Here is a 14,817-nt window from a genome sequence, read left to right as displayed (position 1 = left end):
TGGGCTTTGACCATGGCTAAAAATTCCCCCCTTTCGCTGCGCCGGTCGGCGGCACTTGTCTTTCCCCTGACCCTTTTTGCAACGCCGGTTTTTGCGCAGACCGGCGTCAAGGAGGATTCGGTCGTCCTGCAACCCGACAAGGTGACCGACGACGCGCCGGTCGTCGAAACCGTGACCGAAGCCAATCTGCCGAGCTGGTCCGAAGCCAATGCGACCGAGCTTTTGAGCTTCATCGAAAAGGTCGGCAGCGAGGGACTGTTCCCGCAGGACTATAACCCCGACGGCCTCGCGCAGGCGATCCTCGCGAAGAACCAGATCCAGCTCGACAAGGTCGCAACCGACAGCTTCCTGCTGCTCGCGACGCATCTGCGCGACGGCCGCACGCCCAATGCCGCGCGCAAGCAGTGGTTCATGACCGACAGCGATGCGCAGGCCACGCCGCTGATCCCTTTGCTGACCTCGGCGCTCAATTCGAATTCGGTGTCGCGCTCGCTTGCGGGCCTCGACCCCGTGCATCCCAATTTCGCGGTTCTGAAGGCGGCGCTCAAGAGTGCAAAATCGCCTGGCGACGCCAATGCGATCCGCGTCAACATGGAACGCTGGCGCTGGATGCCGCGCGACCTCGGCGACCGCTATGTCGTCAGCAACGTCCCCGAATATCTGACCCGCGTCGTCCATGGCGGCACGATCATCGCGACGCACAAGGCCGTCGTCGGCAAACCGACGACGCCGACGCCGCAGCTCAACCCGATGGCGACGGGGATCATCGTCAACCCGACATGGACGCTGCCGAAGAGCATCATCGCCGAGGGCATTGGCGCCACGATCGCGCGGAGCCCCGCCACGGCGCGCGCGCAGGGCTATACATGGACAGGGAGCGGCAAGACGCTGTCGGTCGTGCAACAGCCCGGCGCCAACAATGCGCTGGGCGTGATGAAGATGGAGATGCTCAATCCGCACGCCATCTACCTGCACGATACGCCGTCGAAGGGTGCCTTCGCTTCCGCCGCGCGCGCCTTCAGCCACGGCTGCATCCGCACCGAGCGCGCGCTGCATTTCTCGGGGCTGATGGCGGTCTATTTCGCCGGCAAGAGCCCCGAGGAGTTCGGCGAGGCGATCGCGAGCGGCAAGACGACGAAGTTCAGCTTCGAAGACCCCTTCCCGGTCTATGTCGCTTATTGGACCGTGGTCCCGAACGCGGCCGGGAACGGCATCGCCAAGCTGGCCGACATCTATGGCCGCGACGCGCCGGTAGTGACAAGCTTCGCCAAGCCCGGCCGCGCCGCCGCGGTGCTGATCTCGCCGAACCCGCCCGCAGTGGTCCCGACCGCGCCGATGACGACCACGCAGGTCAATAAGCCCGGCAACGGGGGAATTTACTGAGACACTGTTCCCGTCATTGCGAACGCAGGGACGGACCTGGTCAATCTGCGGTCTTGGGAATCGTCCCGCTGCTCGCGCCGGTGCGGATCAGCTTGTCCTCGCCCGGCAGCGGTTCGCGCGGCGGCATTTCGAACGCCGGCGCCGGCGGCGGCACGCTCAGCTTGTCGGCGAACAGCAGGCGGCCGGGGCCGAGCTTGTAGAGCACCTCGGGCAACAGATCCTCGCCGAACACGAAACAGCCCTCGCTGCGCCCCAGCTTGCCTTGCGTCGCGATGAGCGACGGGTCGGCATACCAGGCGCCGTGAATGACGATCGCGCGCATGTCGGCGTTGCTGTTGTCGGGCTCCAGCCCGGCGAGCCGCATCGACGATCCATTGGCGCCCCAATAATAGTCGCTGGTGCGATAGGCGCCGCGCGACGAGGCAAGGCTGCCCGGCGCGTTCGAGAAGCGCTTGAGCCAGCCATCGTGCTGCGGGTCCGAACCGCGGCCGTGGGTGACCGGGAACATCTCGACCTTGCCCTTCACCATGTCGACGAGTGCGAAGCGCGGCCGCGACGAGGGCAGGCCGAAATCGACGATGCCGACGCGGTCGGTCTGCGGAATGGCGCGCGATTGCAGCGCGAGCTGCTTTTTCGCGACGGCGAGATAGTCGACCGGCGCCTGAACCGGCACCGGCACCGGCGGACGCGGCTGGGTAAGCCAGTCGGGCAACTGCGCGGCGCGCGCCGACGTCGCCGCGAACGCGCCTGCACCGGCCATTGCCAGCATTGCCCTGCGATCGATCAACTCATTCACTTGAACCACAACCCCGCATTGGCCGCCTATTGGCGGTCCCTCGATCCGACATAGATCGGGTTCCCGGCGGCAAAGGCAAGACGGTCGAGCCTCTTCATGCGGGAAAATGTGCCATAATCGCCATGAATAGCCGGTTTACGCTCCGTTACACTCTCGTTAGGGAACGCCGCATGAAAGCGACGATCTGGCACAACCCCGCCTGCGGCACCTCGCGCAAGACGCTGGCGATTCTGGAAGAGACCCCCGGTATCGAGGTCGAGATCGTCCAATATCTGAAGACGCCCTACACCGCGGACAAGCTGCGCCAGCTGTTCAGGGACGCGGGCATGACGGCACGCGAGGCGCTGCGCTTGCGCGGCACCGATGCCGAGGAACGCGGGCTAGGCGACGCGGGCGAGGAGGCGATCATCGCCGCGATGGTCGAAAATCCCGCCTATGTGAACCGCCCGTTCGTCGAGACCGACAAGGGCGTGCGCTTTTGCCGCCCGCAAGATCTGGTCCGCGAGATTCTCTGACGATTCCCCGGGCGACCCGCATCGCCCCGAAACGGCAACGTCCATAAGAAAAGGGCCGGGGTTTCCCCCGGCCCTTCGCTGTATCCTGTGCGCTCGATCAGGCGCCGGTCACGTCGGCCGTATCGACCTTGATGCCGGGGCCCATCGATGACGAAAGCGCTATCTTACGGACATATTTGCCCTTCGCGCCGGCCGGCTTGGCCTTGACGATCGCGTCGACGAAGGCGTCGAAGTTCTGGCGGAGCTTTTCCTCGCCGAACGACAGCTTGCCGATGCCCGCGTGGATGATGCCGACCTTTTCGACGCGGAATTCGATCTGGCCGCCCTTGGCTGCCTTGACCGCTTCGGCGACGTTCGGGGTGACGGTGCCGAGCTTGGGGTTCGGCATGAGGCCCTTCGGGCCCAGCGTCTTGCCGAGACGGCCGACGATGCCCATCATGTCCGGCGTGGCGATGACTCGGCCATAGTCGAGGTTACCCGCGAGCATGTCTTCCATCAGGTCTTCGGCACCGACCTTGTCGGCGCCGGCGGCCAGCGCCTTGTCGGCGTTGTCGCCGCGCGCGAACACGGCAACCTTGACGTCCTTGCCGGTACCGGCGGGCAGCGTGACGACGCCGCGGACCATCTGGTCGGCGTGACGCGGATCGACACCCAGGTTCATCGCGATTTCCAGCGTTTCGTCGAACTTGGCCGAGGCCAACTCGCGCACCGTCTTGATCGCTTCGTCGACGCCGTGCAGCTTCAGCGCGTCGACCTTGCCCTCGAGGGCCTTCTGCTTCTTGGTCAGCTTAGCCATGGGTTCAGCCCTCCGTCACTTCGAGGCCCATCGAGCGCGCGCTGCCCTCAATGATCTTCGTTGCCTGTTCCAGATCGTTCGCGTTGAGATCCTTCATCTTGATCTCGGCGATTTCGGTCAGCTTCGAACGGGCGATCTTGCCCCCGCTGATCTTGCCGGGTTCCTTCGAGCCCGACTTCAGGTTTGCGGCCTTCTTGATCAGGTAAGTCGCCGGCGGCGTCTTGGTGACGAACGAGAAGCTCTTGTCGGCATAGACAGTGATGATCGTCGGGGTCGGCTGACCCTTTTCGAGGCCATCGGTCGCGGCGTTGAACGCCTTGCAGAATTCCATGATGTTCACGCCGCGCTGACCGAGCGCCGGCCCAAGCGGCGGCGAGGGGTTTGCGGTACCGGCGGGCACCTGCAGCTTGATGTAGCCGCTAATCTTCTTGGCCATGATGGCCTCCTTTCTTTCTGTCGCCCCCGACCGGAATCCGGGGCTCAAAATAAGCGGTCAAGCAGAAGGGCATCACCCCTTCCTCCCGCGCGGAATCACGCCCTTATCTGACGCGAAGCGGCGCCCATAAGCGCAAACGCCGCAGAAAACAAGCCTTATGCGGGCGGAACGAGGCGGATCAGCCCTTCCTGAACCGCCGAAGCGATCAGGGTGCCGTCCTTACGATAGATGAGCCCGCGGTTGATCCCGCGGCTGCCACCGGTCCAGTCGCTGTCCATGACATAGACGAACCAGTCGTCGACGCGGATGTCGTCGTGGAACCACATCGCATGATCGAGGCTGGTCGAAAACAGCCCCGGCTGCGTCCAGGTCAGGCCGTGCGGCACCATCGCCGACGACAAGAGGCCCATGTCCGATGCGTAAGCGAGCAGCGCGCGATGCGTCAGCGGGTCGTCGCCGACCGGCGCCGCGATGCGGAACCATTCATAATGCATCGTCGAGGCCGTGCCCGCGGGCGGGCGAAAGCTGCGCACGTCGAACGGATGGTTGGTGGCCATCTGTTCGAGCCGCGCGTCGTCGATCAGCGGATCGGCGGCTATCACATCGCCGAAGTCGCGGCATTGGTCGGGCGGCAGCAGATCGGGCATCGGCGCCTGGTGCGACAGCCCCTGCTCGGGCGCCTGGAAGGATGCCGTGAGGTTGAAGATCACCTTGCCGTCCTGGCGCACGACGACGCGGCGGTTCGCGAAACTGCGTCCGTCGAAATCGCGGTGGACGCGGAAATGGAGCGGCTTCGCCTCGTCGCCCCCGCGCAGGAAATAGGCATGGAGCGAATGCACGCCCTTCCCCGCGTCGACCGTTCGCGCCGCAGCAACCATCGCCTGCGCGATCACCTGCCCGCCGAAGATCCGCTGGCGCATAGGCTTGGTGAAGGCAGGGAAGGTAAATTCGTCGGGCTCTTCAGCCGCTTCGAGATCGAAGAGCTTGGTGACGCGGCGGACGACGCGCTCCCGGTCGACCGCGGCGTGGATGGCGCGCGCACGATCGGCACGAGCCTGAATCTCTGAAGGAGTCAGACTCATACGGCGGTCCAATCTTTTCGGAGAGCGATGGCCGAAGCCATCACTTCATGCGTTCGACCTGCTCGAAATCGAGCTCGACGGGGGTCGCGCGGCCGAAGATCGACACGCTGACCTTGACGCGCGCCTTGTCGAAATCGAGTTCCTCGACAACGCCGTTGAAGCTCGCGAACGGACCTTCGAGCACCTTGACCTGATCGCCGATCTCATAATCGACGCGGATTTCGGTCTTGGGACGCGCCGCGGCCTCTTCCTTGCTGTTCAGGATGCGCGCGGCCTCAGCCTCGCTGATCGCCTGCGGCTTGCCCGACGACCCCAGGAAGCCGGTAACCTTCGGCGTGTTCTTGACAAGGTGATAGACGTCGTCGGTCATCGTCAGCTTGGCGAGGACATAGCCGGGGAAGAATTTCCGCTCGGCCTGAACCTTCTTGCCGCGCTTGACCTCGGTGACTGTTTCGACGGGCACCTCGACCGCCTCGACGAGCTGGGTCAGCCCCATGCGTTCGGCTTCGGCGATCACCGAATCGCGAACCTTGTTCTCGAAGCCCGAATAGGCGTGAATGATGTACCAGCGCGCCATTATGGTTGTTCCTTAATCCCTGGATTCGCGCTTAGCGCGCGAGCGACGTCAGCCAGCCGACGATCAGCTTGAATACCGAATCGACGCCGAAGAAGAACAGCGACAGGATCGTCGTCATGATCAGCACCATGATCGTCGTCTGCACCGTCTCGCGGCTCGTCGGCCACACGATCTTCGTGGCTTCGGTTTTCACCTGGTTGACGAATTCGCCAATCTTGGGCCTCGCCATATCGATCGTCCTGTCCTTCATGCGTCAATGTTCCGGGCCAGATGGGTTGCCGTCCCCCGCACGTCAACCGTGCTTCGGGCAATAGTCCGCCCACCCTCCCCGAGCATGTCGGCGAAAGGCGGAAGGAAAACGGCGCATCTGTCCGAATGAAGCGCCTTTAGCCGCGCGTCCGGACGATGGCAAGCGATAGCGGCAGATCGCGGCGTCACGCCGGCGTGCCAATTTTCATCAGCACCAGCCCTGTGACGATCAGCAGCGCCGCGACGATGCGCATCGCACTCGCGGCCTCGCCCAGCATCGCGATCCCGACCAGAAATGCCCCGACCGCACCGATCCCGGTCCAGATGGTGTAGGCGGTACCGAGCGGCAGTGACTTCATCGACAGCGAAAGCAGCGCGAAACTCGCGATCATTGCGGCGATGGTGACAATCGTCGGGCCGAGGCGCGTGAAGCCATCCGACTGTTTCATGGAAAAAGCCCACACCACCTCGAACAGCCCGGCGATGACAAGATAGACCCACGGCATGGGCAGCCTCCTTTGAAAAGACTGCCGGGCCGTCCCGGACCTGAAACCCGCCGCAGGGCGGGCGGGGACGTGGCCCCTTTGGCGAACCGGCAGGAGCCCGTCGGCGCCCTCCATATAGCGACCGGCGACCGGATTGCCACGATGTCCACACGATCGCCGAACCAACGGCGCCTCCGCTTCGTCTGCCAAACGCCGCGGCAGGACGATGGATTGTCGCCGCATCTTTTGTTACGCGCTCCGCAAGGCGGCATTTTTTTCTGCGCCCGATCGAGCCCCTGTCCCATGACCGCTTCCGCCTCTCCCAAACCCGACAGACGCTTTCGCCGCCGCGACGCGGTTGTCCAGACCGCGGTCGAACTGATCAACGAAAAGGGCGTCCACGGCATGACGCTCGCGGAAGTCGCGGCGCGCCTCGACATCGTCGCGACCGGCGTCGCCTATTATTTCCGGCGCAAGGAACAGCTTGCCGCGACATGTTTCCTGCAGGCGATCGACCGCTTCCAGCAGATTGTCGGCGAGGCCGCGCCCCAGCCGACACCGTTCCAGCGCGTCGCGGCGGTGTTTCGGGCATATGCCGCGCTCTATGCCGATATCTGCGAGGGCCGCACGCCGCCGATCGTCCATTTCCACGATGCGCAGGCGCTGGGGGACGAGGAGGTCAACGCCGCCTTTGTCCGCCTCTTCCGGTCGTTCCGGGGGTTGCTTGTCACCGCCGACGCCCCGGTCGACGCCACCGCACTTGCCGCGCAGACGCATCAGTTGCTCGCGGCGCTCTTCTGGTCGCGGCGGATCATGGAGAGTTACGACAGCCGCTATTTTGCCCAGATCGCCGACGGCATCCTCGACATATTGCGGAACGGTATCGGTGCGCTTGCCGCCGGAGAAAGCGCCCCTGCCCTGCCCCTCGAAATCCCGCCGCCCGGATCGCCGTCGGACGTCGGCCCCGAACGCTTCCTCAAAGCAGCGACCGAATTGATCAACGATCAGGGCTATGCCGGGGCATCCGTCGAGCGCATCTCGGCGCGGCTCAAGGTCACGAAGGGCAGCTTCTATCATCATGTCGAGACGAAGCACGACCTGGTGATCCAGTGCCTCGAACGGACGATTGCGATCATGCGCGCCGCACAGCGGCAGGCCGACGAGCAAGGGGGTAGCGGGCTTCACGAGATATATGCCAGCTTCGCAGCCTTGATCGACTTCCAGATGTCGGAGGCCGGTCCACTGCTCGCACTGAAAGCCGTCGTCAGCATACCGAATCCCGAACGCGATGCGCTGCTCAAGCAATTCGGGCGCCTTTCGAACCGCTCGGCGCTCGTCATCGGCCGCGGCATCGCAGATGGTTCGATCCGGCCGATCGACGCACATATCGGCGCCGAACTCCTGCTCGCGATCACCAATGCTGTCGGCGACCTCCGGCTCTGGGCGCCCGAACTCGACAAGACGACGATCGACGCCGCCTACACGCGCCCCTTCTTCGCCGGGCTACTCGCGCACTGACGCGCCAGCCGCCATCCCGAGCTCCAAATTTTTCGGCCGCCGTATCCGCAGATCCGCGGACGGGGCCGTCCCGCGCTCCGACTTTTCGCGCCAAACAGGAAACCAAATACGCAAACTTAGCCAATCAGAATTGACTCTTGTCGATCTGCTGGCGTCTAGGACCAGAAAATTTCATACCGAAACCTAAAATAATGAGGATGCGATGCGGTTCGACGGCAAGGTAGCAATCATCACCGGCGCAGGTGGCGGGCTTGGCCGCGCCTATGCGCTCGAGCTTGCCCGTCGGGGCGCGAAGCTGGTGGTCAACGATCTCGGTGGCTCGCTCGACGGCTCGGGCCGGTCGAGCGAAGCCGCCGACCGCGTCGTCGACGAGATCCGCGCCGCCGGCGGCGAGGCGATGGCGAGCGGCGCCTCGGTCACCAGCGTCGCCGACGTTCAGGCGATGGTCGATGCCGCGCGCGGCCGGTGGGGCCGCATCGATATTCTGGTCAACAATGCAGGCGTCCTTCGCGACAAGAGCTTTGCGAAGATGGAGATCGAGGATTTTCGTCTCGTCATGGACGTCCATCTGATGGGCGCCGCGATCTGCTCAAAGGCGGTGTGGGACCTGATGCGCGAGCAGAATTACGGCCGCATCGTCATGACGACCTCCTCGTCGGGGCTCTACGGGAATTTCGGCCAGGCCAATTATGGCGCGGCGAAGATGGCGCTCGTCGGCCTGATGCAGACGCTCGCGATCGAGGGTGCGAAGAGCGACATTCGGGTCAACTGCATCGCGCCCGTCGCGGCGACGCGCATGACCGAAAACCTGATGGCGGAAGAGATTCTGGCCCGCCTCCAGCCCGAAGCCGTCGCGGCCGGACTTGTCTATCTGGTCTCCGAGGGGGCGCCGACGCGTACGACGCTGTGCGCCGGCGCCGGCGGCTTCGAGACTGCCAACATCACGCTGACCAAGGGTATCTATGACGAAGCGCCGACCCCCGAACTCGTCGCCGCGCGCTTTGCCGAAATCGCAGATCGCACCGACGAGGCGGTGCCCGAGAATGGCGGCGGTCAGCTGCGCGGCGTGTTCGCCAAGGCCATGGCCGGCGCGGCCGCCTGAGCTCTTCTTTTCGAAAGGATATTTGCATGACCGAAGCATGGATCATCGACGCCGCCCGCACCCCACGCGGCGGCGGCAAGATCGGCAAGGGCTCGCTGACCGAAGTCCATCCGCAGCGCCTGTTGTCGACAGTGTTGCGAGCGCTCGCGGCGCGGAATGACATCGACCCCGACGATATCGACGAAGTGATCGCGGGCTGCGGTTCGCAATTCGGCAAGCAGGGATCGTGCATCGCGCGCATGGCCGCACTCGACGCGGGCTTCGGCCCGGCTGCGCCCGGCTTTACGATCGACCGGTTCTGTGGCTCGGGGCTTACCTCTGTCAATGTCGCGGCGATGGGCGTGATGTCGGGAATGATGAACCTGACGATGGCGGGCGGCGTCGAATCGATGTCCTTCATCAGCACCACCGACCGCAGCCCGTTCGTCGACGCCGGGAATGAAGATCTGCGCCGCCGACACCCGCAGCCGCACCAGGGTATCTGCGCCGACCTGATCGCGACGCTCGAAGGCTTCACGCGCGAAGAGGCGGACGCGCTCGGCCTCGAAAGCCAGCGCCGCGCCGACGAGGCGATCAAGGACGGCCGCTTCGCCAGGTCGGTCGTGCCCGTCCACCATGTCGACGGCCGCCTCGCGCTCGATCATGACGAATATCCGCGCCCCTCGACGACGATGGAAGGCCTGTCGTCGCTGGCGGCCGCGTTTCCCGGCTTCATGGAGCGCCCGCTTGACGCGGCGGGAACGACCTATGCGCAGCTTGTCCGTGCGACGTACCCCGAGGTCGAGATCAACCACATCCACCACGCGGGCAACTCGTCGGGCGTTGTCGACGGTGCCGCGGCGGTCGTGATCGCATCGCCAGACTATGCAAAGGCGCATGGGCTGAAGCCGCGCGCACGCATCCGTCACCTCAGCTCGGCGGGCGACAGCCCCGAACTGATGCTCAACGCGCCCGTCCCCGCCACGCGCAAGGCGCTGAAACAGGCGGGTATGGAGATCGGCGACATCGACCTGATCGAGATCAACGAAGCCTTCGCGGTCGTGCCGCTGAAGTTCATGCGCGACCTCGACGTCGATCCGGCGAAGGTCAACGTCAACGGCGGCGCGATCGCGCTCGGCCACCCGATCGGCGCGACCGGCGCGATCATCCTCGGCACTTTGCTCGACGAGATGGAGCGCCGCGATCTCAATACCGGGCTTGCCACCATGTGCACCGGCGGCGGCATGGCGCCGGTCACGATCATCGAACGCATTTAACGAGGCATTGCGCGGTCCGGCACACCCTCTCTCCCGGGTCGGACCGTGCTCCTTGCCCCGCGATGGGCGTCGCGGGAAATCCAACGGGGCACGTTGGGCACGAACTGGGCGCGCGGTATCCCGTACCGCGCGCCTTCTTTTTGGGCGGGCTTATCGGCGGGCGTTCGCAGCACCGGCCCGCCCCTGCTCCATCAGGGTTGCTTCGGTCCGGAAGCAGGGTCCGCCGGCGGCGAGACATGCAGGCGGAGCCCCGGATGATCGATGACGAAGCGCCGGTCGGCGAACATGTCGATGCCCAAGATCACCGCGGGCTGGTCGGCCTCGAAGCCGAGCACCTTGAACACCGGCAGGTCGGCGATGCGGATGTCGCGATCGCGCATTTCGGCGGTATCGATCGACAGGCGGGCGAGTTTCGCCTTGACGCTCGGCGTCGCGTGGGCGGTCGCTCCCCTGACATCGGTTCCCTTGACCAGTCCGGGCGTATCGGGGGTCAGGCCGATCGCCTTCGCGGCCGCCCAGTTTATGATGGTCCCGCGCGCTCCGGTATCGAGTACCGCCGGAACCTCGACGCCGTTCAGCCGGATCGTCAGTCGCGGCGCGCGTTCCTCGTCGAGCGTGAAGGGAACCGATGCTGTTAGCCCGCGCAGCATCGCTGCATCGGCGGACCGCGTCATGCGCCAGCGATGCGCCGGAATGTCGAGTTCGACCGCGAAGTCGGCGATGATGTCGGCGCCCAAAATGCCGTCGACGCCCAGGCCATCGACCGGCCCCGGCGGCAGCACCAGCGCTTCGAGCGAGCGAAAGCCGAAACCGGCGACCTCCAGCAGACCCACCGTCGCGGTCTCGACCTCCGACCGCCCCGCCGCGCCGTCGAGCGGCTCGTCCGACGGCTTGACGACGAGCCCCACCATCGCCGCGCGAAGTTTCGGCAGGATCGTGGTCTCGCTTGCCGCGGTGTCGATGACGAAACGCCTTGGCGCAGACCCGTCGACCGCGACCCGAACCACCGGATGGCCCGACGGCAGCATCTCGAGCGGCTGGAAAGCAGCGGCTGCGGGCGTCGCAGCGACAGGCTCGGACGCGTTGGTGCGTCCCTCGGCGACGATCAGGGTGCCGAGCAGCCCGAGGGCGATCAGCCCGGTGCGGTAACGATTTGCCACAGTCTGTCTCCTGGCGGCGGAATGCCGCGAATGGAGGCCGGCTATCGGGCCCGGCATATCGGCTCCATCCTTCTGCTACGAACCCGGATCGCGGGTCGCCCGACCCGATTTCGTGCGACGAAGACCGACGCCGGCGCGACGGGGAAGGACGCCCGCGGCGCAGGCTTCCCTTATGCTTGGCGCGCATTACACAAAGGAATCGCAATGCCGCTGAGACCCGAACATCGCCAGACCATCGCATTGGTCATCGCGACCTGGACGCTGTCCGGGGTGCTGTATCTGATCCCCTATCATGTTTTCAGCGGTGCCAGCCTCTACGTCACGGTGTCGGTGATCAACATTTGCGTGATGGGCGTCCTGCTTTCGGGCGGCGTCTATTGGGCGGTGCGCAGGACGCGCCGCGGCAACATGGTCGTCCGGCTGGCCGCGATGGGCGCTGCGGTCATCCTGGCGTCGGCGACCCTGGCCCTGATCGACGCCGCGACCGGCGAATGGATCGGACGGCTCGTCGTATCCACGCAGAAGATCGCCCCCTTTGCCTTGCGCGCCACGAACAACTTCATCGCCCTCGTCTGGCAATTCGCGCTGCTGGGCGCGGCGTTCACCGTGATCGAAGCGAACAAGCTTGCCCGCGAGCGCGAACTCGAACTCGCCGCCGCGCGCGAGGCGGCAAGCCGAGCAGAAGCGGCGGCGAGCGCCGCCAGCCTTGCCGCGCTGCGCTACCAGCTCAACCCCCATTTCCTGTTCAACACGCTCAACGCCATCTCGTCGCTGATCGTCACGCGCGATTATGGCGCGGCCGACGCAATGCTTGCCAAACTGTCCGAATTTCTGCGCGCGACCCTGTCCTCAGAGCCCGACGCGCTGCTGCCGCTCGAGGACGAGTTGGCGACGCTGCAGCATTATCTGGAGATCGAGAGCGTCCGCTTCGGCGATCGGCTCGCGGTCGAATTCACCTGCCCGCCTGCGCTCAACGGCGCGCTGGTGCCGGGCTTTCTGCTCCAGCCGCTGATCGAGAATGCGATCAAATATGCGCTGGCGCCTTCGGCGGAGCCCGTGACGATCAAGGTCGAAGCCTCGCGCGACGGCGACACCCTGGTCATCGCGGTCGAGGACGACGGCGCGGGCCTCGAACAGGACGCGCGCCCCGGCACCGGGCTCGGTATCGCGAACGTCCGGCAGCGGCTCGACACGCACTATGGCGCCAAGGGCACGCTCGAGACGCGGACGCGCGACCGCGGCTTCCTTGCGATCGCGCGCCTGCCGCTCGAACGGAGCGACGAGGGAGTGGCGGCGTGAGCGCGCTCCGTGTCCTGCTCGTCGACGACGAGCCGCTGGCGCTCCGCCGGCTCGAAACGCTGTTCGGCGATATCGACGGCGCCGAGGTCGTGGGCACCGCCGCGACGGGCGAGGAAGCCGAGGCGCGGATCGCCGAACTGCGTCCCGACCTGGTCATGCTCGATATCTCGATGCCGAAGAAAAGCGGGATTCGTGTCGCCGCCGACCTGGTCGTCGCCCCGCGCCCGGAGATCGTCTTCGTCACCGCTTTCGAACAATATGCGCCCGATGCCTTTGAGGTCGAGGCGGCGGATTATCTGCTCAAGCCCGTCCGCTTCGACCGGCTGCGCCAAGCGGTCGAGCGCGCACGCCGGCGCCACGCGATGCGCGATGCCGCCGAGCGGCTGGCAACCGCGCCGCCGCACGAGACGCACAACGACGCGATCTGGGTTCAGACCGCGAGCGGCAATCTGCGCCTGCCCGTCGCGCAAATCGAATGGGTCGAGGCGGCGCGCGACTATGTGCTGTTTCACACCGCGACGCGCAGCCACATCCATCGCATCTCGATGGGCGCGCTCGAACAGCTCCTCGATCCGCAGCAATTGATGCGCGTCCACCGCTCGACCTTCATCCGTCCCGCGCTGGTGAAAGCGGTACGGCGGCTCGGCAAGGGCTTGATCTCTTTGGAGATGGAGGATGGCGCAGTCGTACAGGTCGGCCCGACCTATGTGAAAGCGGTGCTCGAACGACTGGGCTTGCCTTGACCCCTTGACCGATCTCATCCGTCTTGGACCGCCCGACCATGAGGCAAAGGGTCAAACGGGATCGACGGCGCCGGCAATCAACGCCCCAGGGAAGGTAAGCGTGAACACGGCGCCTCGATCGGGATCATTGGCAGCGGCGATGTCGCGGTCAAGCGCGTCAGCTTGCGTTTGCCTTTTCCGGCGATCAAGCCTCGGAGGCCCGGATTCTGCGGCGAAGCATGAAGAGCCCGACCGTCAGCGCTGCGGTGGGGACGAGCATCAGCGTGAAGGCTGTACGCCCATCGAAATGCGCGAAGATTGCGCCGGTAATGATCGAGCCGGTGGTGCCGCCAAGCGCGGAAAAAATCACGACCAACCCCATCAGCGGCGGATGCTGGCGATGAGGCATTGCGCTCAGCATCACCGAGATGATCGTCGGGTAAATCGGCGCGAGCGCGATCCCGATCAGCGGGAACAGGAACGCGGCAACGGGGGCGTCGCTCCAGCTGTGGATCGCACCGGGCGTCAGCCCGTCGGCGAGCGGCAGGACGAGGATGATCAGCGCCGCGAGCAGCGCAAGGCAGACGTTGAGCACCGGATACCAGTCGAAGCGCGCCATCACCGCTCCGGCGCCGAACCGCCCGATCGCGATGCACGCCGCGAACAGGCTGGCGGCCTGCACGCTCATCTGCGCGGGCAGGTGCAGCACTTCGTTGTTGAAGACCGGCAACCATGTTCCGATCCCCTGCTCGATCAGGACGAAGACGAAGGCGCAGAGGATGAAGACGAGCACCAGCGGCAGCCCCGCGAGCTTCAGCATCGCCAGCATCGGCGCGCGCTCCATCCCCGGCTCCTCATAGCCGATATGCGTCCGGTTTTCGTCGACCCCGGTCGACAGCAGCAGGGCGAGCGCCAGCGCCGGGATGATCGCGAGCACCCAATAGGCGTCGAGCCAGCGCAGCCCTGCGGGATCGATGAAGGCGCTGAACACCCAATAGGAAGACAATACGCCGACCATGAACATGCCCTCGATCAGGCTGGTCAGGCTGGCATGTTTGCGCGCGTCTTCGGTCACGAGCCCGATCATCGAATAGACGACGACCTTGGCGACCGCGAAAGCCGCGCCGACGAGCGCGAAGTGCAGCCGCGCGACGTTGAAGCTGCCGAACAACGGCATGATGAAACATGCCGCCACCGCGAGCGCGAGCGCGCCGATCAGCGCCTTGCGCAGCCCGATCCGCGGCAAATAGCTCGCCGTGACGAACGACACGACTGCGATGGTGATGTCCTTGAAGCCTTCGAGCGTACTCGCCTGGGGCTTGGTGACATGGAAACTCGAAATCGACTGGAGGATGACCGTGCCGACGCTGTTGAGCAGCATCGCAAAGGCGACATAGGTCAATATCAGTGCGGCGATCAGCCGAGTACGCGCCATGTCCGT

The 14,817-nt window shown here is 65.3% G+C and carries 16 protein-coding genes; 7 read left to right on the top strand and 9 right to left on the bottom strand.

The genetic code is table 11. The features are described from left to right. The first annotated feature begins 12 nt into the window (after window positions 1-12). Window positions 13-1,383 carry a L,D-transpeptidase family protein gene (locus QOL68_RS02710; protein WP_058454558.1) on the top strand — a complete coding sequence of 457 codons (1,371 nt, stop codon included), beginning with the start codon at window positions 13-15 and terminating at the stop codon, window positions 1,381-1,383. Between the two features lie 40 nt (window positions 1,384-1,423). On the opposite strand, the gene QOL68_RS02705 is transcribed toward QOL68_RS02710, so the two are convergent. Then, window positions 1,424-2,152: a murein L,D-transpeptidase catalytic domain family protein gene (locus QOL68_RS02705; protein ID WP_282946705.1), complete on the bottom strand. Its 729-nt coding sequence runs from the start codon at window positions 2,150-2,152 to the stop codon at window positions 1,424-1,426. Window positions 2,153-2,349: 197 nt separating this feature from the next. Between QOL68_RS02705 and QOL68_RS02700 the strand changes: the two genes are divergently transcribed. Continuing rightward, the gene (locus QOL68_RS02700; protein WP_282946703.1) at window positions 2,350-2,694 is read left to right on the top strand and encodes an arsenate reductase family protein; all 345 of its coding nucleotides are present in this window, start codon (window positions 2,350-2,352) and stop codon (window positions 2,692-2,694) included. A 97-nt stretch (window positions 2,695-2,791) separates the two neighbouring features. On the opposite strand, the gene rplA is transcribed toward QOL68_RS02700, so the two are convergent. The 6 genes from rplA to QOL68_RS02670 all read right to left on the bottom strand — a co-directional run bounded on the left by rplA (window position 2,792) and on the right by QOL68_RS02670 (window position 6,340). Continuing rightward, on the bottom strand, window positions 2,792-3,490 hold the full coding sequence (rplA, locus tag QOL68_RS02695; RefSeq protein ID WP_058454561.1) for a 50S ribosomal protein L1: 699 nt from the start codon (window positions 3,488-3,490) through the stop codon (window positions 2,792-2,794). Between the two features lie 4 nt (window positions 3,491-3,494). Further along, on the bottom strand, window positions 3,495-3,926 hold the full coding sequence (gene rplK / locus QOL68_RS02690; RefSeq protein WP_215355133.1) for a 50S ribosomal protein L11: 432 nt from the start codon (window positions 3,924-3,926) through the stop codon (window positions 3,495-3,497). A gap of 155 nt (window positions 3,927-4,081) precedes the next feature. Continuing rightward, complete coding sequence (locus tag QOL68_RS02685; protein ID WP_282946700.1) at window positions 4,082-5,008, bottom strand: acyl-CoA thioesterase; 927 nt, start codon at window positions 5,006-5,008, stop codon at window positions 4,082-4,084. Window positions 5,009-5,048: 40 nt separating this feature from the next. After that, window positions 5,049-5,585, bottom strand: coding sequence for a transcription termination/antitermination protein NusG (gene nusG, locus QOL68_RS02680; RefSeq protein WP_058454563.1), 537 nt, complete (start codon window positions 5,583-5,585; stop codon window positions 5,049-5,051). Window positions 5,586-5,616: 31 nt separating this feature from the next. Beyond that, a complete protein-coding gene (gene secE, locus QOL68_RS02675) occupies window positions 5,617-5,814 on the bottom strand; it encodes a preprotein translocase subunit SecE (RefSeq protein WP_058454700.1) in 198 nt (65 codons plus the stop codon). Window positions 5,815-6,019: 205 nt separating this feature from the next. Next, window positions 6,020-6,340, bottom strand: a complete 321-nt coding sequence (locus QOL68_RS02670; RefSeq protein WP_204993258.1) for a DMT family transporter — start codon at window positions 6,338-6,340, stop codon at window positions 6,020-6,022. Window positions 6,341-6,622: 282 nt separating this feature from the next. Between QOL68_RS02670 and QOL68_RS02665 the strand changes: the two genes are divergently transcribed. The 3 genes from QOL68_RS02665 (at window position 6,623) to QOL68_RS02655 (ending at window position 10,195) form a co-directional block, all read left to right on the top strand. After that, on the top strand, window positions 6,623-7,837 hold the full coding sequence (locus QOL68_RS02665; protein ID WP_282946695.1) for a TetR/AcrR family transcriptional regulator: 1,215 nt from the start codon (window positions 6,623-6,625) through the stop codon (window positions 7,835-7,837). Window positions 7,838-8,039: 202 nt separating this feature from the next. After that, the gene (locus QOL68_RS02660; protein WP_282946693.1) at window positions 8,040-8,939 is read left to right on the top strand and encodes an SDR family NAD(P)-dependent oxidoreductase; all 900 of its coding nucleotides are present in this window, start codon (window positions 8,040-8,042) and stop codon (window positions 8,937-8,939) included. A 26-nt stretch (window positions 8,940-8,965) separates the two neighbouring features. After that, complete coding sequence (locus QOL68_RS02655; RefSeq protein ID WP_204993261.1) at window positions 8,966-10,195, top strand: acetyl-CoA C-acetyltransferase; 1,230 nt, start codon at window positions 8,966-8,968, stop codon at window positions 10,193-10,195. A 191-nt stretch (window positions 10,196-10,386) separates the two neighbouring features. Here the strand turns inward: QOL68_RS02655 and QOL68_RS02650 are convergent, their stop codons facing one another. Continuing rightward, the gene (locus tag QOL68_RS02650) at window positions 10,387-11,355 is read right to left on the bottom strand and encodes a retroviral-like aspartic protease family protein (RefSeq protein ID WP_282946691.1); all 969 of its coding nucleotides are present in this window, start codon (window positions 11,353-11,355) and stop codon (window positions 10,387-10,389) included. Between the two features lie 204 nt (window positions 11,356-11,559). Between QOL68_RS02650 and QOL68_RS02645 the strand changes: the two genes are divergently transcribed. Continuing rightward, window positions 11,560-12,654 (top strand): sensor histidine kinase, encoded by a 1,095-nt coding sequence (locus QOL68_RS02645; protein ID WP_282946689.1) that lies wholly within the window; start codon window positions 11,560-11,562, stop codon window positions 12,652-12,654. Continuing rightward, window positions 12,651-13,397: a LytR/AlgR family response regulator transcription factor gene (locus QOL68_RS02640; RefSeq protein ID WP_204993264.1), complete on the top strand. Its 747-nt coding sequence runs from the start codon at window positions 12,651-12,653 to the stop codon at window positions 13,395-13,397. Before QOL68_RS02645 ends, QOL68_RS02640 begins: the two co-directional genes overlap by 4 nt. Before the next feature lie 184 nt (window positions 13,398-13,581). Here the strand turns inward: QOL68_RS02640 and QOL68_RS02635 are convergent, their stop codons facing one another. Then, window positions 13,582-14,811: an MFS transporter gene (locus QOL68_RS02635; RefSeq protein WP_282946685.1), complete on the bottom strand. Its 1,230-nt coding sequence runs from the start codon at window positions 14,809-14,811 to the stop codon at window positions 13,582-13,584. Between the last annotated feature and the right edge of the window lie 6 nt (window positions 14,812-14,817).

The organism is Sphingopyxis sp. Geo25, assembly GCF_949769135.1.
Classification (GTDB): domain Bacteria; phylum Pseudomonadota; class Alphaproteobacteria; order Sphingomonadales; family Sphingomonadaceae; genus Sphingopyxis.
The sequence above is the reverse complement of the archived record's forward strand: the minus strand, read 5'-3'. Positions and strand labels throughout refer to the sequence as shown.